General features: G+C 43.1%; 16 protein-coding genes. 3 read left to right on the forward strand and 13 right to left on the reverse strand.

All coding sequences use genetic code 11. From position 1 onward, the window contains the following. Window positions 1-389: 389 nt before the first annotated feature. The 13 genes from BA1DRAFT_RS19575 to BA1DRAFT_RS19635 form a co-directional block, all read right to left on the reverse strand. On the reverse strand, window positions 390-842 hold the full coding sequence (locus BA1DRAFT_RS19575) for a GNAT family N-acetyltransferase (RefSeq protein ID WP_036782676.1): 453 nt from the start codon (window positions 840-842) through the stop codon (window positions 390-392). 7 nt (window positions 843-849) lie between these two features. After that, the gene (gene rarD, locus BA1DRAFT_RS19580; RefSeq protein ID WP_036782678.1) at window positions 850-1740 is read right to left on the reverse strand and encodes an EamA family transporter RarD; all 891 of its coding nucleotides are present in this window, start codon (window positions 1738-1740) and stop codon (window positions 850-852) included. A 111-nt stretch (window positions 1741-1851) separates the two neighbouring features. Continuing rightward, a complete protein-coding gene (locus BA1DRAFT_RS19585; protein WP_036782681.1) occupies window positions 1852-2322 on the reverse strand; it encodes a thioesterase family protein in 471 nt (156 codons plus the stop codon). Window positions 2323-2778: 456 nt separating this feature from the next. Next, window positions 2779-5196 (reverse strand): GNAT family N-acetyltransferase, encoded by a 2418-nt coding sequence (locus BA1DRAFT_RS19590; RefSeq protein ID WP_036782684.1) that lies wholly within the window; start codon window positions 5194-5196, stop codon window positions 2779-2781. Next, window positions 5196-6497 carry a lysine N(6)-hydroxylase/L-ornithine N(5)-oxygenase family protein gene (locus BA1DRAFT_RS19595; RefSeq protein WP_036782687.1) on the reverse strand — a complete coding sequence of 434 codons (1302 nt, stop codon included), beginning with the start codon at window positions 6495-6497 and terminating at the stop codon, window positions 5196-5198. The genes BA1DRAFT_RS19590 and BA1DRAFT_RS19595 overlap by 1 nt, the downstream gene beginning before the upstream one ends. 32 nt (window positions 6498-6529) lie before the next feature. Further along, on the reverse strand, window positions 6530-8074 hold the full coding sequence (locus BA1DRAFT_RS19600) for a pyridoxal phosphate-dependent decarboxylase family protein (RefSeq protein WP_036782690.1): 1545 nt from the start codon (window positions 8072-8074) through the stop codon (window positions 6530-6532). A gap of 300 nt (window positions 8075-8374) precedes the next feature. Continuing rightward, entirely contained in the window at window positions 8375-9151 is a 777-nt protein-coding gene (fhuF, locus tag BA1DRAFT_RS19605; RefSeq protein ID WP_036782692.1) for a siderophore-iron reductase FhuF, read from the reverse strand. A gap of 179 nt (window positions 9152-9330) precedes the next feature. Further along, entirely contained in the window at window positions 9331-10143 is an 813-nt protein-coding gene (locus tag BA1DRAFT_RS19610; RefSeq protein ID WP_036782694.1) for an ABC transporter ATP-binding protein, read from the reverse strand. Continuing rightward, the gene (locus BA1DRAFT_RS19615) at window positions 10143-11186 is read right to left on the reverse strand and encodes a FecCD family ABC transporter permease (protein WP_036782697.1); all 1044 of its coding nucleotides are present in this window, start codon (window positions 11184-11186) and stop codon (window positions 10143-10145) included. Before BA1DRAFT_RS19615 ends, BA1DRAFT_RS19610 begins: the two co-directional genes overlap by 1 nt. Next, a complete protein-coding gene (locus BA1DRAFT_RS19620) occupies window positions 11173-12186 on the reverse strand; it encodes a FecCD family ABC transporter permease (RefSeq protein ID WP_036782700.1) in 1014 nt (337 codons plus the stop codon). Before BA1DRAFT_RS19620 ends, BA1DRAFT_RS19615 begins: the two co-directional genes overlap by 14 nt. Beyond that, on the reverse strand, window positions 12183-13199 hold the full coding sequence (locus tag BA1DRAFT_RS19625) for an iron-siderophore ABC transporter substrate-binding protein (protein WP_036782703.1): 1017 nt from the start codon (window positions 13197-13199) through the stop codon (window positions 12183-12185). Before BA1DRAFT_RS19625 ends, BA1DRAFT_RS19620 begins: the two co-directional genes overlap by 4 nt. Before the next feature lie 68 nt (window positions 13200-13267). After that, window positions 13268-15511 (reverse strand): TonB-dependent siderophore receptor, encoded by a 2244-nt coding sequence (locus BA1DRAFT_RS19630; protein WP_152544358.1) that lies wholly within the window; start codon window positions 15509-15511, stop codon window positions 13268-13270. Window positions 15512-15561: 50 nt separating this feature from the next. Beyond that, window positions 15562-17385, reverse strand: a complete 1824-nt coding sequence (locus BA1DRAFT_RS19635) for an IucA/IucC family protein (RefSeq protein ID WP_036782706.1) — start codon at window positions 17383-17385, stop codon at window positions 15562-15564. Between the two features lie 449 nt (window positions 17386-17834). Here BA1DRAFT_RS19635 and recQ point away from each other — a divergent pair, with 449 nt between their 5' ends. From recQ to BA1DRAFT_RS19650, 3 genes are all read left to right on the forward strand, one after another. After that, a complete protein-coding gene (recQ, locus tag BA1DRAFT_RS19640; protein ID WP_036782708.1) occupies window positions 17835-19661 on the forward strand; it encodes an ATP-dependent DNA helicase RecQ in 1827 nt (608 codons plus the stop codon). Window positions 19662-19675: 14 nt separating this feature from the next. Then, a complete protein-coding gene (pldB, locus tag BA1DRAFT_RS19645) occupies window positions 19676-20674 on the forward strand; it encodes a lysophospholipase L2 (protein WP_036782711.1) in 999 nt (332 codons plus the stop codon). A 22-nt stretch (window positions 20675-20696) separates the two neighbouring features. Next, the coding region (locus BA1DRAFT_RS19650) for an HAD-IIB family hydrolase (protein ID WP_036782714.1) at window positions 20697-21256 on the forward strand (560 nt) is incomplete at its 3' end.

Here is a 21256-nt window from a genome sequence, read left to right on the forward strand (position 1 = left end):
TTATTTTAAAAAATTGATTATTGAGTGGAAACAATCTTGACATTATTATAGAATGCTTAAATGCTTAAATGCTTAAATGCTTAAATGCTTAAATGCTTAAATGCTTAAATGCTTAAATGCTTAAATGCTTAAATGCTTAAATGCTTAAATTGGAATGCTTTCTTTGTTAAAAGAAGCTTTTACTATCATTTTCTACATTTAATATGGTTGAAGTTTTAATTTCTTTAATTCAAATATTATTAACATTAATTCTACAGTGTTTATATCAGATATAAAAATATAATGAATTAAATTAAAAGGTTTTTATTGAAAAAATAGTATTTAATTATTAAAGATAAAATGGATGTGACGATAAAAGGCATTGATTTATAGAATAGAATTAGCTTATTTCATCGTATGTATTTAATCATATGAATTGCTGTTCCTAATTGAGTATATTCTTTTTCCAAATATTTAAAGCCAAGGGCAATATAAAACCCTTCTGCTTGCGGATTAGCCATCACCTGTAATGATGCTTTGCCTTTTATATGAAGATCATTCAATGCGATTTGCACCAATTGCTTGCCAATGCCTTGATGCCAAAAGGTTGGTTCAACAAATACTCCATCAAGTTCAGCATTTCCATCAGATTGAGGCAATACAACACTGAACCCTAGAATTACGCTAGCTTGTTCTGCAACATAAACATACCCTGCTTCAATATGCTCTATAGGCAGTTCTATCATGTGGGGATTTGCTAGTAATAATTCTCTATCTTCTTCCCACATAAGAGACGCCCGTAATTGCAGAACTTCAAGTGCGATCTGTTCAGTTGTATTGGCTAATCTGATGGTTATTTTCATTATTGTGCTATCTCTGCGATCTACGTTGTGTATACACGGCATCCAGTGTAAACAGCACTAATGCAGCCCAGATAAAACCGAAAGTAATCAGACGGTCAGTGCCTATGTGTTCACCATAAACCAAGGTTGCTAGCAAGAACATCAGCGTTGGGCCGACATACTGAAAGAATCCGAGTGTAGATAGACGCAGGTGGGCAGCGGCTTCCGTGTATAACAGTAATGGCACAGTAGTAATAATGCCCGCGGCAATCAGAAATAAATTGAGAGTTGCTGAGTTATTACTTAGATCACTGGTTGGGGTGTTGGCAAAACCAAATAGGTAAATGGCGGCAATCGGCAGTAACCACAGTGTTTCAATCGTCATGCCTGTTTGAGCATCAACATTCATCTTCTTACGCAGCAGGGCATATAGGGCAAAAGTGACAGCCAAACTTAATCCAATGACCGGTATAGAACCAAATTGCCATAATTGGATTAACACGCCGGTGAAGGCCAGAATAACCGCAGCCCATTGCATGCGGCGGAAACGCTCACTGAGAAACAGCATGCCGAACAAAACGTTAACAAGTGGGCTAATGAAATAACCTAAGCTGGCTTCCAGCATATGGCCGTGGTTCACCGCCCAGATGTAAATCAGCCAGTTGCAGGCTACGACAGTGGCCGTTACCGCCAGAAATAATACTTTTTTAGGTTGACGGAAAATCTTGGCCACTTGTGACCAGTGACGAGTTAATGTTAGTAGCAGCAACATAAAGAAAAATGACCAGATAATACGATGGGTCAAGATTTCGTCAGCAGGTACTTGCTGGATATGTTTAAAATAAACTGGCGCGATTCCCCAGATAAAACAGGCACCGAAGGCGTACAGTACTCCTTTGGTAGTTTGTGGCTTGTTCATATTGTCCTGATGTTAATAAAGGTGGAAAGAGTGTCATGGGTTTTTAGCCCGTTAACATGAAAATAATATGTCACCGGGCTGAATATTACGCAAGCGATTAAAATTATATTGTCATCCTACCAGATAGGTCGCCGTTACACTGGCGATATGGGCTCTCTGCTCATTATGTAGTTCTGCTCTGGCGACAGAAACTTTGTTGCCATTGCGGATGATGCTACTGGTGGCGGTAAATAATTCACCACGGCCGGGGCGTAGATAATCCACCCGTAAATCAATCGTTCCCATTATTGATAATCGTTTTTCTAATTCTTCTAATGATGCCGGTACCAGACGGGTCAAGGCGTTACCGATACAAACCAATCCACCGCATACGTCCAGTACTGAGGCAATTACGCCACCATGTAAAATTTTCTGTGCGATATTACCTACTAGTTTACTTTGGTTACGGAATTGTATTTCTACGTAATCTTGTTCAAATCGGATTAGTTCAAGTCCTAATAATTGGTTAAAAGGCATATCGTGAACAAAAGCATGACCAATCACTTGCCGGGCTTCTTCCAGGGTTAGTAGTGTTGTAGACATTTAATTTTATTCCTAAATAAAGATATATGTTACTAATGTGACTTTATATGGTTAATGGCTTGTTAATATTATGCTTTTATTGCTAACCTTGCCAGCTCATAAGGAATATCTGGTAATAATCTGAATAGACATAATTGAATACAACTATAGGTAAGTTGAAACGGAAAACAATATCGGTGCTGGAATTTAATCTACTGAAATTACGTGTATATACCCTATAGATTTCAAGATGCATCGCGGCGGCAAGGGAGTGAATCCCCGGGAGCATAGATAACTATGTGACCGGGGTGAGCGAGCGCAGCCAACAAAGAGGCAACTTGAAAGATGACGGGTATAGGTAAATTATGTAAATAAAGAAGGCGGTACTGTTGCAGCACCGCCTTATTAGAATAGTGAGCATGTTACCGATGTGACATCGCTTTCCATGCTCATTGATTGCTCATTGATTGCTCATTGTTACGAATGACCAAATTTGGCAATTGGGTTAATCAGATTATCAGCAAACTGTAAACTTTGAGCCGGATCAGCTAAATCGAGCATCTGACGGTTATTCGCTATTTGCAGACGATTTAGACAGCAGCGTTTAATCTCCGGTGTAAACAGATCGTAACGCACAAATTGTTCACTCAATTCAGGATGGTTGTGCTGATAGCTTAAAATACAATCTGCTACGGCCTGCCAGAAAAGATCCTGTGAATAGCTACCCTGTTCATCCAGTATGGCAGCCAGATAGCGGAATATACCGTCAAACACATCAGATAAGATAGTCAGTGTTTTCATATCTTCCGGCATGTCTACTTTGACTCGACTCGCTTTTTCCGGTAAATCGGCGTCGGGATTCATGACCAGAATCTCTTCCGCTAAATCTTTCATGAAGATGTGCTGTGGAATATGGTTTTCCAATACCAGAATGATGTTTTCGCCGTGTGGCATAAACATCAGATCATAAGCGTACAAACAGTGTAACAGCGGCGCAAGATAACTCTCTAAATAGCAGCGTAACCATTCCTGAGTAGACAGGCCGGATGCTGAAATTAACGCAGGCAACAGGGCATTCCCTTGCTGATCACTGTGCAGTAACGCTGCCATCGTCATCACTTGCTGCCCAGGTTCAATGAGTTGCAATGGGTTTTCTCGCCATAATGCCGCCATCATTTTTTTATAAGGCGTATCACTACTGATCGCTTGCTCGTAATAGCTGTTTTTGAATCCAACACTGGCGACTTCCCGTAAAATTTTAAAACGATAACGTTGCAAGATGGGATCTTGTGTTACCAAATCGAATAGCCAGTCATTAATACCCGGTGTCGTCGCCATGTAATAAGGTGATAAACCGCGCATAAATCCCATGTTCAGGATGGATAACGCCATTTTCACGTAATATCGCTGAGGATGAGTGCGATTGAATAAGGTACGGATCGATTGTTGCGCCTGATAGGTATCCGCACCAATACCAAGGTAGACCAATTTCTGATTAGCGATATCGGGCGCAAACACTGATGCCAACTTGTTCTGCCATTGCCAAGGATGAACTGGCATCAGGAAATAGTCTTCGGGATTAAGGTTAAGCGCGATCAACTGCCGATCAAATTCAGCTACTGTGGTTGTGCCTAGCTCTTGTTCCAGCAACTGTTGATAATTGAGTTGCTCTATACAAGCAAAATGCGCTTTGCTCTTATGTGCGGCCAGCCATACTAAATGCATAGCAGAGGCGGCTTCGGGACTAAAGTTCTGAAAATCACCGATATCAAAACCAATCCGGCCATTATTGGCGACGAAAGAGGGGTGCCCTTCCATCATCTCTCCTTCCAACGCCTGAAAATCAGTGTTCACGAGATCCATTGCACTGATACCGACTCTGTTATGCTTAAAAGCGCTGCTATAGAGAGTACTGGTAATTTCTTCCAGATAGGTGGGCATGACAACATCGCTGATGCCAAGTTGTTGTTTGAACTCAATAATGAAGAGTAAGGAATCGAGTTCTGCTATTTCCCCGTTGGCATGTTTTTGTAACGAATCGGCATCAATCAGCCAGTGATCCAGTGCCATACGCCGCGCCCGGAAAGTATAGCTGACCAAAAGGTCAGTACTATTCAAACGGTAACTATCCAAACGGTAATGGTGATATCCGTCACTGTCTGTTTTTTCAGTTAACTGTTGAGGCGTGAGTAAACATTCATGTGAAAATTCGGAAATAGCTTTACACAAGTGCAGACGATTAACTTTTTGCCAGACGGCAGGTTGCAAATGTGTGGCATTTGTCACCAATGATCCCGGGGAAGTTGATATTGTCGCTTGGTGTTCCCGCTGTAACGCAATCTGGTGCTGTTCTCTGGTACAAAAGGCTAATTTTGCTGTTTTATGAGGTAATACCAATGCCTTCTGATAAACAAAACCCGCCCGCAGATTAAGCTTGTGAATTTTCTCATTGCGTATATCAGGTTCAACCACAATTCGAGTCACGGCAGGATCGCTGAAAATAAAGGCCATGATGGTTTGGAAAATTCCCCAAGTGAAATACCTGATTTTTTCTTGCGGCGGGGCAACCAGAATGTGCATTCCCATATCATCTGGATGTGCTGGATAATATTTTCCAATCAGATCATCTTGTGCGCGATAACACTCTAATAGAAAAGCAGGTTGTTCCTGATAGATGCCAATAAATACACTGCCCGGATGGCGCGATTCTAAATCCTGATAAAATTCCCGTACTTGTTGTTCGGTATTATCTTGCATTCCCCAATAATGAGCATAATCCCGGTTAACCCAATCAGTTAATATGGGAATATCCCGTTCCATATCCAGTGAACGTAATGCAAAGCTGCCTATTTCAGGCAAGGATTTTTCAAACAGCGTAGGATTAAAGACGGACATTAGCATGCTCCTTCGGTGTCGACGCTGAACTGCTGGAAAGCGATACTTTTCTCAATCGGGTAATGTTCAATACCGGTAATTTCATAAATCAGGCAGGAGTTGCGATAACAGGCCATTCCCAGATCTGGTGTGACGAAACCGTGGGTATGTAACTCCACATTCTGTATGAAAATGGTGTTGCTCTGATCAATGCTGTAATTACGTTGTACAGCATAACGTCCTTTTTCATCCCAACGGATAAGGTGACGTATACCTTCAATAAAAGTTGGAGTCTGGTATTGATAGCCGGTTGCCAGAACGATTCCTTCTGTGTCGAGAGAAAATGCTTTCTCCTGCTCATGTTGGAATAATGCTAATGTTAGGTCCCGGCCATTGTTAGCATGGCTAACTTGTTGTAATTCACTATTAGTATATAAATTAACGTTTAATTCACCGTTTAATCGTTTGGTGTACATTAAATCGAAAATATCATTGATTAATGAACTGTTGATACCTTTATAAAGCTGCTTGTGGGACAGATTTAATGCATCACGCTTTTCACCCGGGAGATTATAGAAATAATCTACATATTCTGGCGAGGTCATTTCCAGAGTCAGTTTGGTATATTCCAGCGGGAAAAAACGTGGTGAGCGGGTAAGCCAATTAAGCTGATAATTGAATTTATCAATATCGCTGAGTAAATCGTAAAAAATTTCCGCTGCACTTTGTCCACTACCCAGAACGGTAATAGATTGTTTTTGTTGTAAGGCTTCTTTGCTCTTCAAGTAATTACCCGATGTCACCATCTGATCAGAGAAGGGTTGGCAGCACTTTGGAATATAAGGTGAAGGCCCGGTACCTAATACCAATTTTTTACAAACAAATTGGTGTTGTTGCCCAGTTAACGTATCTGAACAATGTAGTGTATATAGTGAAGCGTCTTCATCATAACTGATGCTATCAACGCGAGTGTTAAAGCGTAAATTGGATAACTGTTCCGCTGCCCACTGGCAATATTGGTTGTATTCCTTACGCATCAGGAAAAAACTTTCCCGGATATAAAAGGAATATATTCTTCCTTTCTGCTTAATGTAATTAAGGAAGCTAAGTGGGTGCGTGGGTGATGCCAAGGTCACTAGATCTGACATAAATGGGGTTTGCATAGTGGAGTTTTCCATCATCATTCCCGGATGCCAGTCAAAGCCCGGTTTTTGATCGATGAACAGGCTATGAACATCTTTTAGCGGCTGAGTTAAACAAGCCAGTCCGAGATTAAAAGGGCCGATGCCAATGGCGATAAAATCATAAAGGCGAGTTGTCATAATTTCTCCTGGTGAACAGTATTAATCTTCGTTTAGTTGTTATTATGAGTTGCCAGAAAATCATTTCCGTGCATTACGATGCTGTGCACAATTTCTTGTAAATGTTGCTGGTTTGTTGCCGGGTTAAGGAAAGTAAATTTCAGATATTGTCTGCCATTGACCTTGGTACCCGCAATGACGGTATTGCCTTCACGGAATAGCGCCTTACGAATGGCTGCATTGACGGCATCAATATCTGTAGCGGGTAATTTTTGTTTAGGAATAAAACGGAAAACCAAAGTACTTAACTCTGGATAATGAATAAGTTCAAAATAGGGATTTTGTGCCATTAATCGATAGGCATCCTGAGCCGTATCGACAACTTTATCAAAAGCTTGTCCAAGTCGTTTTGCGCCCATAATTCGTAATGTCAGCCACATTTTCAACGCATCAAAACGACGAGTTGTCTGGATACTTTTATTGACCAGATTGGGTGTGCCTTCTTGTAACGCACTTAGCGGATTCAAATATTCGGCATGATAAGTCAGATGGGATAAGTGTTTCTTATTTTTGACGAAGAAAGCACTGCAACTAACTGGCTGGAAGAATGACTTGTGGTAATCCACCGTGACAGAATCCGCTAAATTGATGCCTTCCAGTAGATGAGCGCGACGAGGCGAAACCAGTAAACCGCATCCGTATGCGGCATCTACATGTAGCCAGATGCCATACTGTTTGGCGATAGCCGCGATAGGGTGAAGTGGATCAATACTACCGAAATCTGTGGTACCGGTTGTCGCGACAATGGCAAAAGGAATATTGCCTTGTGCGATACACTGATTAATGTTTTGTTCCAGTGCTTGAGGGTCCATACGGAACTCACTGTCGTGAGGAACAGAGACCACGGCGTTGTACCCCAAGCCAAGGATAGCGGCGGCTTTTTGTGTACTGAAATGGCTGACTGTCGAGGTAAAAATACGCAGTTTATGGAAATCTGCTGGCAAACCATGTAGCTGATTTTTATGTTCAGGATCGCGCTGGTGACAAAAATGGTCCCGCGCAAGTAGCATTGCCATCAGATTTGATTGCGTGCCGCCACTAGTAAAGATCCCATCGGCATTTGTACCTAATGCCATTTTATCTCGTGTCCAGTCGAGAACTTTTTGCTCTATTAGTGTCCCACCAGCGCTTTGATCCCAGGTATCCAATGAAGAATTAATCGCGCCAATAATGGTTTCAGCCAGAACGGCGGGTAATACCAATGGACAATTAAGATGGGCGACATACTTTGGATGATGAAAATAAACAGCATCTTTAAGATAAAGTTGCTGCAACTCATCTAAAGCTTGGTTTAAAGAGGTAAGGGGAAGATCTAAATTCACTTTAGAAAATAGTGGGGATAACTCATTGGGTAATATCCCACTGAAAGGCTTATCCACCTGCTGTAATATTTTCTTTATTCTGGTAATGACATTATAAGCGTCATCAAGATAGTCTCCAGCACTATGCATATTTAAGAAATATCTGGAAAAATCTTTGTCCGTTATATGACTATCTTTTGTAGGTGAACGGTCTAATAGCAGAGCTTCTCCGTACATTATATGTCCTTATTATTTCATGTATAGGTTATATACCCGTCATCTTTCAAGTTGCCTCTTTGTTGGCTGCACTCGCTCACCCCGGTCACATAGTTTGCTATGCTCCCGGGGATTCACTCCCTTGCCGCCGCGATGCATCTTGAAATCCATAGGGTATAATTTGGTTATTGCCCAACATAGTTGATTTTATTATGTGTAGTATTTGGTTAGATTAAATAACTGTTGAATAGTAGCGCGATTAAATCATAATAATCTCTTTCTGCCGGAACAGATAAGAATTAAAAATTATAGAATAGAATGTTAGTGCTTATTTTCTACCTTAGATTCCAAAGGGCAATCATGGCAATTACCGACGCCAGGTAGTTTATTTCTTTGGCAACAAGTGCGACGTTGCATATTGTTATGCCGTAAAATAACAGTACGATAAAGTGGGTTATCTCTACCGTCAGGTAGTTGTGGCTCCATAAAAAGACCGTTTATAATTTCTTGATATAACTGGCTATTTATTCTTGTGCTGAATTCGGCAAGATACCAATGCATAATATAACCGATATTATTCCATAGGAGCCGTCCATTTATCCCATGATATGATTCGATCTTTTCACATACAGGAATAATATGGCGATCCAACAGAGAATAATGACGATGGAGTAGTGATAAAGGTGCTTCATTTAGCCAGGTTAAATGATAGTAAACAATATCTGGCCTGCCACTGTCATGGAATTCAACCCGAAAAAGATTGTAATGAGTGTCCACTGCTTGTGGATATTCCAGCAACATTAACATCATCGGGGGAATAACCAAACCAAAATACCATTGTGCCCATAAAGAATACAGCGCTTTTTGGTTAGGTTTTATATCATTGTCACCGTAATATTCATCCTGATAGCGCTGCATTAATACCGGAAATTCTCTTGTATCTGACCATTGGGGGAAACTCATACTAGCAGTAGGGATATTGTCTGCATTCACTCTCATGGTGGCAGTAAAATGGCTAAATGTTTGTTCAAATAACTGGATGATATCTTCAATTACCACGGTGGTTAAAGGGATAATTGAATTGTTTGTATTTGACACCACCAACTCCCTGTTTACATGTTCATACTACCTGATTGTAGTATCTTACATATGACTAATCATTGTAAATATAATTATGATAATTATTATCATTATCATTGTTATTATCAAGTAGTGAACCTTTTGGGTACCTATATTGCTTGTTAATACAGCAAAACTATAGGCGGCTCATTCCCGGCTCAGACGGGATTATATTTCGGAATAATCAATGGCTTACCTGATTCTGGATCGCAAATAATACGGCAAGGGAGACCAAACACATCGGCGATACTCTGTTCGTTGATAATCTCTTCTGGTACCCCTTCGGCGTAAATTTTACCATTCTTCATCATAATTAAATGTGAAGCGTAACGTAGTGCCAGGTTAATATCGTGCAGTACCAGCACCAACGTTTTTCCCTGTAAATGTAGACGCTGACAGAGATCGAGCATTTCAATCTGATGAGTGATATCCAGATAAGTGGTTGGTTCGTCTAACAATACAATGGGTGTTTGTTGTGCCAAGGTCATTGCAAACCAGGCGCGTTGACGCTGGCCGCCGGAAAGTTCACTCACTAACCGGTGTGACATGTCTTGAAGTTCAACCGCATATAAAGCGTCGTTAACGACTTGTTCATCTTCTGCTGACCACTGCCGTAAAAAGGATTGATGAGCGTAACGCCCACGTGAAACCAAATCGTATACAGTCAACGCTTCGGTGATGATTGCCCCTTGTGTTAGCAGAGATAGCTCACGTGCTACCGCTTTGGGTTTGTAATGTCGAATATTGCGCTCATCGAGCAGAATTTCACCGTGCTGTGGCGTTATACCTCGGCTAATGGCGCGTAGCAGGGTCGACTTTCCACAGCCATTCGGGCCAATGATGACGCTGAATTCACCATCACGAATAGCAATATTCAAGCACTCAACAATCGTCTTTTTTCCGTATGCCAGCGAAAGATCTTGGGTGGTCAATCGTGAAGCGCGAGTTGGGGAATTCATATCAAGTGACATTACTTGGTTCTCCTTAATTCAGCGTACAGCAAATACATCAAATAGACACCGCCTACCCCTGCGGTGATAATGCCTACTGGCAGACGTGCCGAAGTAGGAAGCAGCAAAGTAATTAAGTCAGAAGCGAGCAGTAGTAATGCTCCCATCAATGCTGAACAAAAAAGAGCGGCACCTTTTGCCCGTACCAAACGGCGGGCAATTTGCGGCGCAGAAAGTGCGATAAACGCCACAGGTCCGACAACCAGTACTGCCATTGAGGCCAGTAGTACCGCCAGTAACAAGCTCATGAGCTGAATGATACGGACTGGCACACCGAGCGTATTAGCAACTTCATAGCCAAGATTGATGTAGTTTAATTGCTGTCCTAACCAAAGGAGAAAAGGGACGAACAGTATCGTTCCATAAATTAACCCAACATCTTGCCAGCCTCGGTTGGCGAGGCTGCCGTGCAGCAGCGAAGCGAGTTGCTGTGCTTGCTCAAGGCGTACATTCGAGATAGCGAAATTAACAAATGCCATACAGAGGGCGGCGATAGCAATCCCGGAGATGACAATCTTGGTTGTCTGCATCTGCCCAGAGCTGCTAATGTTCCCGGCGTAGACCAACAGTACTGCAAAGCTGGCCCCTAGCAGCGCACCTAAAGGAATCGGCAATACGCCAGGCCAGATGATTAGTGTGGCGACTATGCCAGCAGCAGCGCCGGCATTGACGCCGATAATATCTGGGCTGCCGAGTGCGTTGCGGGTCGTCAGTTGAAAAAGTGAACCTGAGAGAGCCAGAGTTGCACCTGCGCCGATAGCCACTAATGCGCGGGGTAAGCGTAGCTGTGTGAGAATAAATTCCTGATAAGGAGTTGAGGTTGCTAGCCACGGGTTATCGATACCTTGCTTACCCAGTGCCAGAGAAAGATAAAACAGCGCTGCAAGTAGTAACAATATCAACAAGATGGCTCTTTGAGTCCGTTGTGGAGGCACAAGAAAAACAGCGGTTCCCAACATAAAGGTGCGAATTTTTGTCGGTCTAGATAGGTTAATTCGCGACATAATTAACTCCACGATGGGTTTTAATCACCAGATAGAGCAACGGCCCACCGATTCCCGCGGTGATAATTCCCACCATGATCTCCCCGGGGGCTATTACCAACCGTGCCAATATATCGGAAGTGAGCAAGAGGCAAGGCCCAGCGAACAAGCAATAGGGCAGTAGCCAGCGGAAATCGCTGCCAACTAAAGCCCGCATCAAGTGAGGTGCAGCCAAGCCGATAAAGGCAATAGGTCCAGCCATCGCGGTAGCCACCGCCGCCAGCATGGTGGCAGAAATAAGTGACAATACGCGGGTGCGGGCAACATTAGCGCCAAGCGAGTTGGCGATACCTTCACCAAACACCATCACATTCAGGGAAGAGCTGAGTGAAAGGGTCAATATCAAGGCAAATAACAGATAAGGTATCAGCGAACTCGCTTCTGCCAGAGACATTGCACTGAGCGATCCAATGGTCCAGAAGCGGTAGTTATCCAATACATGGGCATTCATTAATACAACGCCTTGCACAAAAGCAAATAAGCAGGCGTTAATGGCGGCACCGGTTAATACCATGCGCACTGGATTGCTATTACGTTGTCCGCCACTGAGCAGGTAGAACGACAATGTAGCCAGACTTGCGCCAATAAATGCTGTCCAGAAGCGCGGAAGTTCATCCAGCATGGGGATGAAAGAGAAACTGACAACCACCGTAGCCGCTCCGGCGTTAACACCGAGTAAGCCCGGCTCGGCTAACGGATTACGCAGCAATCCTTGCGTTACGGCCCCGGAAAGCGCCAGTGCGGCGCCAGCCATGATGCCGATTAACGTGCGTGGTTTGCGGGCATTGATGACCAGATCGTTATAGCTGCCGCTGTCGCCTAACCAATAGTGATGCCATATGGTTGAGAGTGGCAACGTTTTTGCGCCCAGACTCAGACTGGCAATAATACAAATCAAGGTCAGCAATATCATGAAACCTAAGCCAAGCAGCAGTAGGAATCGGCGTTTAGGATTTGTCATAATGATTTAATTGCCTCTGCCAGAATCGGCATAAATTGTGATAAACCCCAGCGCAAACTAAGCGGTGTGCCGTAAGACATAGCAACAACCAGTGATTGGTCGGTTAGCGGAATATAACCTCCCTGATGTACAGCTCGGATAGATTGAAATAACGGCTGTGCTTCCACTGCCTTACGTTCTTGTTCATTATTGAACCAAGTTACTAAGATATCAGCGCCATTAAGATAATCCGCATTTTCCAGTCCTATATTGGCGGCGAAACTGCCGAAGGGATCGGCCAGTGTGCTAACCGATGGCAGTAGCGTTAAACCAAGATGGACTAAGGTATCGACGCGAGGATCGCCTTTGACGTATACAGATAGCATATTACTGCTGATACCCGCCTTGATATAGGCGAAAGTATAGCGATTGATATGTGGGATGGTATCGCTTGCCTCACGTAATGTAGCATTCAGCTCGGTGGTGAGTTTTTCTCCCTGCGACTGCTTATCTAGCGCACGAGCAATTAATTCAATTTGTTGTTGTGGTGTCGTAAGCCAGGGATGAGAAGGATAAGCGATCACTGGGGCGAAATGTGATAAATGGTTATAAACCTCTTGGGTGATGCCTGATTGGGTTGCCACAATCAGATCAGGCTTAAGGTTAATGACCTTCTCAATGTCCAACTCAGGATACATGTCTATTACGGTGGGTAAAGTTCCGCCACGCTGTTGCACCGCTTGTTTAAACCACGGCAGATAGCCTTGTTCATCTCCGCCCCAACGATGGGATTCAATACCGATCGGCACGATACCGAGATCCAGTACGATATCTTCCGCTCCCGCACCGAGGGCGACAACACGCTGAGGTTGATGTGTAATCACCGCGGTACCCAATGCAGTAGTAATTTGTTTGGGATAGCCGGGCTTATCTGACGGTGCATTGTTTGTGCTGGCTGACTTATCACAGCCAGCCAACAGACTGACCAACAGCATCAACAGTACGGCAAACTCTTTGTAACGCTTCAATTTCATTGTTCGCTTTCCTTCAAATAAATAGAAACATAAGGTTTGCCGTCCGCAGTGTCATTATGACTTTAAACTCAGAACTTATAACGCAAGATCGCTTCAATGTTGCGAGGTGCACCATAGTAATACTGAGAATATTGACCAAACTGGGTGTAGTAGGTCTTATCAAAGACGTTATTCAGGTTAACCGTTAAAGAGAGATCCGGTGTGAATTGATAACGGCTCATCAGGTTAACCACAGCAAAGCTGTTTTGTTCCGCTTGCATTGATGTTTTTCCAGGCCCATCAACGGTCAACCAGGTTTTATCCTGCCAGTTAACACCACCACCAATGGTCAGATTGCTCATAGCTCCTGGCAGGGTGTAGGTGGTAAACAGTTTAAACAACTTATTTGGCATATTGGAATTGATTCGTACACCATTAGGATCTGTTGCCCGGAATTGCGTGTAACCAGTATAAAGACGCCAGTTATCTGTCAGTTGACCACTGATTTCTGCTTCGAATCCGCGAGTTTTGGTACCATCCACTGTATAACGAGGAATGGAGAGATCCGGTAGTCTCGGTGCATTGTTATCCACTAATGGCAGGTTATCTTGACGGATTTCAAAGACTGCCAGTGAATAATCGAGACTGTTATCGAAGGCGACGCCTTTTAGGCCCGCTTCATAGTTTTGTCCAGACACTGGGGCAAGTAATTTATTATTGCGGTCACGGTGGTTTTCTGGATTGAATATTTCGGTATAACTGGTGTAAACCGACAAGTCTTGAGTAATGTTGTAGATCAGTCCACCGTAAGGAACAAATTCGTCACTGTAGCTGGCATTTTGTGGAGTATTGAAATTATCACCACGTGTTTGCCAACTGGTTACTCGACCACCAAGGATCAAGGTCAATGGATCTGCCAGAGAAATCTGAGTGACTGCATAACCTGCGGTCTGTTCATTACGGCCTTTCGAGCCATAAGTTCGCGTATTACTCCACTCTGGTTCAGGATATTGCCAGCCAGGAGAGGTGAAATCACCTATTCCTGGACAGCTATTTGGACGTGTAAGCATACAGGTTGCGTTGAAGTAATCGTTTTGGAAATCCTGTTGCTGATGGTTTAAGCCGAAGCTGACATGATGTGTACGGTTAAACAACCGGTAGTCACCGTTCACCTGTAGATCGTAGTTCTTCTGGCGGCGACTGCCATCAATAAGTGTCATGTTACCTGGCGCCATACCAATATTGGTGTTACGGTCAGGAAAACTTGTCGCCCACAGGACTTTTTGGTCTAGAGCGTTATTATCATAAGTAAAGGTGCCCTTTACACTCCAGCCGTTGTCAAAGTTATGTTGCAGGCTGGTAAAAGTGGAGAAGGTCCGAACTTTTGAAAAAGCCCAATCAGGAGCATAGCTGTCGCTGCGTTTATAGTTTGTTTTGCTGCCGTCTGCAAAATAGATCGGCAAACCACCAAACATACCGCCACGGGTGTGATTACGTTGATGATCCACGCCTATAGTCAGCAAGGTATTTTCTGTCAAATCCGCTTCAAGGATGCCATAGAACGGGTATCTTTCATTGTTATTGCGATCAATAAAGGAGTTGGCTGCTTGATAGGCTGTAACGAAACGCCCGCGTAGGTTGCCACTGTCATTTAACGGGCCAGAGAGATCAAGGCCAGTGCGCCATTTATCCCAAGAACCCGCACCGGCAGAGAATTCGCCACGGAAATCACGGGTTGGACGTTTACGAATCAGGTTAACGGCTGCCGAAGGATTACCTGGGCCAACCATCAAACCGGCTGCTCCACGTACCACTTCGATACGATCAAGCAGGTCAGTATCCAAAAGATTGTCACCATAGTTAAAGCGGGTATCGTAGTAGGTTGCAACCCCATCACGCAGGATGTTATTGATAGACATGCCACGAGAAGTAAACCCGAAACGATCGCTATCAAGCTGGCGTATGCTCATACCGGTTGTGCTATCGATGACGCTATTAACACTGTCCAGATTTTCGTCAAGCATACGTTGTTTAGTCACGACACTGACGGTCTGTGGCGTTTCACGCGCCGAGAGGTTTAGACCGGTGGCGGTAATCATCGACGTGGTATTGTACATGCCGGTGTCTTCGGTCACTCCTTCATGTTCTGGTTGTGAAGCGGTAACGAGTATTTTGTCATTTTGGGCAGCGGTTTTATCGCTGGTATTTTGCGCATTTGCTGTGATTGCATAACTATTTCCCATCAGTACTAACTGTATAGTCATTGCAAGAGTTGTTTTTTTAATCATAGAATCCTTTTGCAAAAACGGATACATCACTTTTTTATTATTCATTTCATCCCCAAATTAAATCTTTTGGTATTTATCTATGTTGATATTTTTATTTATTGCTGCTCGGCTTGATGAAGAGTAACCGAGTATTCATGGCGTAAAGCGTATAGCGGGTTAACTAAGGTTCCGGCGAATTTGAGATTCTTTTCACGGTCGTCAAGATCGATCATCTGTTGATTGTTCGCCATTTGCAGACGATTCAGGCAGGTACGAACAAATTCCTGCTTAAACAGATCGAACTTGCGGAATTTCTCAATCTGATGCAGATGTTGTGATTGATAATTATGGACACAGCGTGCAACCAGTAACCAGAAACGCTCTTCTGGCAGATTGAGATCTTTTTGCAACAGTGGAATCAGATAGCGGAAGAAACAATCGAAAATATCAAGGAAGATATAGTTAATCTTCATGTCGTCTTCGATAGTGACGTGCAGGAAATTAATCTCTTCAGGCAATTGGAGATCGCCATTCAAAATAGCAATTTCTTCACCAATATCTTTCATCAACATGTTTGTCGGGCTGTTATTATCCAATACCAACATCAGGTTTTCGCCATGTGGCATAAACACCAGATCATAGGTGAAGAAAGAGCGCAATAATGGAGAGAGGTAAGCATCGAGATAACGTGACACCCACTCTTCTGATTCCAAACCTGAATCCTTTACTAAAGCGGCAACGACGGAATTACCTTGATGATCAACATGCAGCAATGAAGCCATTGTCATCAAGCGTTGGTTATCTTTCAACAGCGTCATTGGGCTTTCGCGCCACAGTGCTGACAACATTTTCTTATGTGGACTATCTTTCTTAATGGCTGATTCAAAGTAGTTATTGAAATAACCGAGAGCAGCACGTTCCCGTAGTACGGTAAAACCTTTCTGTTGGAAGAAACTGTCATTATGGACTAAGTTACTGAGCCATTCGTTGACTGATGGGGTTGTGACCATGCTGTGTGGATCGAGCCCACGCATAAAGCCCATATTCAGCACGGATAGGGCGGTCTTAACGTAGTTCTTCTTCGGTTGAGTAATATTGAAGAAAGTACGGATAGATTGCTGTGCGAGGTAGCGATCATGACCTTCGCCAAGATAAACAATATTATTATTGGCAATATCTGCCGCAAAGCTGATGGCAATACGGTGCTGCCACTGCCAGGGATGGAGAGGCATCAGATAATAATCTGATGGACATAATCCCAGCGTATTAAGATGACGTTCAAATTGCGCCGGCAGGTATTTCCCTAGCTCTTCTTCTATTAATTGTTGGTATGAGAGATCGGATAGCGCGGAGAAAATAGCTTTATTCCTGTGTACCGCAATCCAGATTAAAGTCACCGGGCTGGCGCTTTCAGGCGCATAGCGCTGATAATCATCGGCATCGAAACCAATGCGGCCATTATTCGCAATAAAGACCGGATGGCCTTCACTCATTGCCGTTTCAACAACTTGATAATCAGCATGAGCTAAATCTTGGGCTGTCAGTCGGTTGTACTGATATTTAAAAGCGTGACCGTAGAGGGTGCTAGATATCTCATCGAGATAAATCGGCAGCATTTTTTCCGGGATTTCCAGTAGCGAATACAACTCAATAATCAGTTGAATGGCATCAAGCGGCTGAGATTGCTTCTCCTTGAATTTGGTTACGGAAGCGGCATCAATATCAATATGATCGAGCTGATAAGCCTCCGCTTGAAAATGGTATTGGTAGTCACCTATTGCCAGAGAGTACTGTTGCTGTCCATGATAGGTAGGATTAATTAATTTTTCGTGACACAGCTCACGAAATATTTTTGTCACCAGGTGGCGATTGGCATGGAGCCAGTTCTCTGCGTTGAGGTGCAGAGTGTGATTATCAGAGTTAATATGTAGTGAACTCATGGTGATAACAATCCCTATTCATAATCAAAAATCCTATCCAACATAGTCGCTATACACTGGAAACAAATCGGTACGCTTAATTTTGAAATTTTCGAATATAAGCATTCTTTTTCCTGGTATTCATTCCGATTCTCTTAGACAGGTGACTTTTGGGGTATTCAATTTTGATAACATTAATACAAATTATTATCATTAACAACTGTGTAAGTGTAAGGATTTACTCTATTTTTGCCTAAATAGCAGTCAAAAATTCGGCGTTATGGCGCTGCATTGGGATGAGTAAGATGAATTGGGGGAGAATTTTTGATCGGCTGTCACCTTTAATTAAACCTGCTTTTATACCGAGATGATGTTCAATGACATGCTGTAATTATTTCGAGAGTGAGATAGCATAATGCCCAGACGTTTTGAAAAGCGTCTGTGATTTTTTAATATGGTTGAGGAAAAGCGTGTCTACCGCAGAGGTCATTAATACGATATCACTGACAGAGCAGGTATTGCGGAAAACCTTTGGTTATTTGCAATTCCGGCCTGGCCAGCAACAAGTTATCAATACCATTCTTGAAGGGCGTGACTGTTTGGTCATTATGCCGACTGGTGGTGGTAAATCATTGTGTTACCAAATTCCGGCGCTGGTACAGGAAGGGGTAACTTTGGTTGTTTCCCCGTTGATATCTTTAATGAAAGATCAGGTGGATCAACTGCGGGCAAATGGTGTTGCGGCAGATTGCCTGAATTCAACTCAGGCCCGTGAACAGCAGATTGATGTGATCCGGCGTTGCCGTCAGGGAATGATTAAATTGCTGTATATCGCCCCTGAGCGTTTGATGATGGATAACTTCCTTGAACAACTTCTGGAATGGCAACCAGCAATGTTGGCTGTGGATGAAGCTCACTGTATTTCACAATGGGGCCATGATTTCCGACCGGAATACCGGGCGTTGGGGCAACTCAGGCAACGCTTTCCGACATTACCCGTCATTGCGTTGACGGCCACCGCTGATGAAACTACTCGTAATGATATTGTCCGACTACTGAATCTTAATAATCCACTTATCCATATCAGCAGTTTTGACCGCCCCAATATCCGTTATACCTTGATAGAAAAATACAAACCATTAGATCAACTGTGGCTATTTATTCGCGGTCAAAAAGGTAAAAGCGGCATTGTTTACTGCAACAGCCGTAACAAAGTTGAAGAGATATCAGAGCGTTTACAAAAACGTGGCTTGAGTGTTGCGCCATACCATGCCGGGTTGGACAACAGCCAGCGTGCGCGGGTGCAGGATGCATTTCAACGTGATGATTTGCAGGTAGTGGTGGCAACCGTGGCATTTGGTATGGGAATTAATAAACCTAATGTTCGGTTTGTGGTGCATTTCAATATTCCACGTAATATCGAATCCTATTATCAGGAAACGGGACGTGCTGGACGTGATGGTTTGCCGGCGGAAGCGGTGCTGTTTTATGATCCCGCGGATATGGTATGGCTTCGCCGTTGTCTGGAAGAGAAAGAGGCGGGTACACAGCAGGATATTGAGCGGCATAAGCTCAATGCGATGGGGGCTTTTGCCGAAGCGCAAACTTGCCGCCGTCTGGTGTTATTGAACTACTTTGGTGAAAGTAAGCAAACCCCTTGTGGTAACTGTGACATCTGCCTTGATCCGCCGAAAAATTATGATGGTTTAGTGGATGCCCAAAAAGCGCTTTCTTGTATTTACCGGGTTGGACAGCGCTTTGGTATCGTCTATATTGTTGAAGTACTTAGAGGCGCGAATAATCAGCGTATCCGTGATATGCGACATGATAATTTACCGGTTTATGGTATCGGTAAAGAGCAGAGTCAGGAACACTGGATTAGTGTATTGCGGCAGCTTATTCATTTAGGCTTTATCAGTCAAAACATCGCCAACTATTCTGCATTACAATTAACGGAAGCTGCGCGTCCGATATTGCGTGGTGAAGTTTCACTAAAACTGGCTGTTCCACGAATACAGAATCTGAAAGGGCGTAATCAGCAAAGTAAATCATATAGTGGTAATTATGATCGCAAACTATTTGCCAAGTTACGTAGATTACGGAAATCTATTGCTGACGAAGAAAATATCCCGCCTTTTGTTGTGTTTAATGATGTCACGTTGATTGAAATGGCAGAACAATGCCCGGTTACGGCTGATGAATTGTTATTAATCAATGGGGTAGGGCAACGGAAACTGGAACGTTTTGGTAACGTCTTTATGGCCTTAATTTGTGAACATTTAGAGGAGTTTGAATAGTCTGAGGGCAGCTTATGACGCCAGAAATATTGAAAGAAAGTTGGCTTAATCGTGAGATGCAGTTTTCTACTTTTGCCAACGGGCCTTTATTAGATTTTTGGCAAGGTAGGGAAGAGTGTGAATTTATCGGTGTCGATAATGTACTGATACGTTATGTCAGCTTTTGTGCAACAGTAAAAAATGATAGAGCGGTTGTTATCTTTCCTGGCCGTAGTGAAAGTTATGTTAAGTACTCGGAAGTAGCATTTGATTTTTATCACCTTGGCTACGATATTTTTATTATTGATCATCGTGGACAGGGACGATCCAGCAGGATGCTTGCAGATCCACAAAAAGGGCATGTAGAAAAATTTGATGATTATATTGATGACATTGAAATATTAATAGAAAGAGAAATTCTTCCTCGTCATTATTCTCACTGTTATGCATTAGCTCATTCAATGGGGGCGGCAATATTAGGGGGATTTTTATTACGTCGCAGCCAGATATTTGATGCAGCAGCCCTTTGTGCTCCTATGTTTGGTATTAACTTTCCTATGCCACGTTGGCTGGCGACTTTCCTGGTGAACCGGGCTGAAAAGCGGCCAGATATGCGTAACCATTATGCGGTGCTAACTGGGAAATGGCGTCCGTTGCCTTATTTGATAAACCTTCTGACACACAGTTATGAACGTTATAGCCGTTACCTCCGTTATTACGCGGATTATCCGGAATTGCGTATCGGGGGACCGACATATCACTGGGTGCGGGAAAGTATCTGGATTGGCGATATGCTGATAGAAAAAGCCGGAGAAATTGAGACGCCATTGATAATTTTAAAAGCCAGTGAAGATAAGGTTGTTAATAATTGCAGATTACGGGCTTTTTGTGAATCACGTAATAAAGAGGGGGCTTTCATCAAAGAACGTTCACCTTTGATTATTCAAGGGGCGCATCATGAGATCCTGTTTGAAAAAGATAAATTACGTAGCCAGGCCCTCAACGCCATTTGTGATTTTTTTGACCAGAATTGATTCAATTATAGGAATGATAACTATGTATCACATTGTTGCTTCAGATTTAGATGGCACTTTGCTGTCTCCTGATCACAAATTAACGTCTTACACCAAGGAAACCCTTAATTTACTGACTAATAAAGGCATTCATTTTATTTTTGCTACCGGTCGTCATCATGTAGATGTTGCGCAAATCCGAGATGTTCTTGGTATTGATGCCTATATGATTACTTCCAATGGCGCTCGGGTACACAATGCTATGGGTGAATTGGTTTTCAGTCACAATGTTGATCCTGAGATTGTGCATGATTTGTGCCTAATGGAGTTTGATAACGCTGATATTCTGACGAATTATTATTGCCATGATCACTGGTATATGAATCGTGAATGTCCTGAGCAGAAAGAATTTTTTCAGGAATCAGTGTTCCATTATCAACTTTTTGAGCGTGACAACTTTAAAATCGATGATGTATGTAAAGTTTATTTTACCTGCGGCGATCATGATCTATTGGTTACGTTGGAAGAGAAAATCAAAGCGCGTTGGGGTGATAGAGTCAATGTGAGTTTCTCGTTGCGCAATTGTCTGGAAGTTATGGCTGG

Source organism: Photorhabdus aegyptia, from assembly GCF_000612035.1.
Taxonomy (GTDB): Bacteria; Pseudomonadota; Gammaproteobacteria; order Enterobacterales; family Enterobacteriaceae; genus Photorhabdus; species Photorhabdus akhurstii.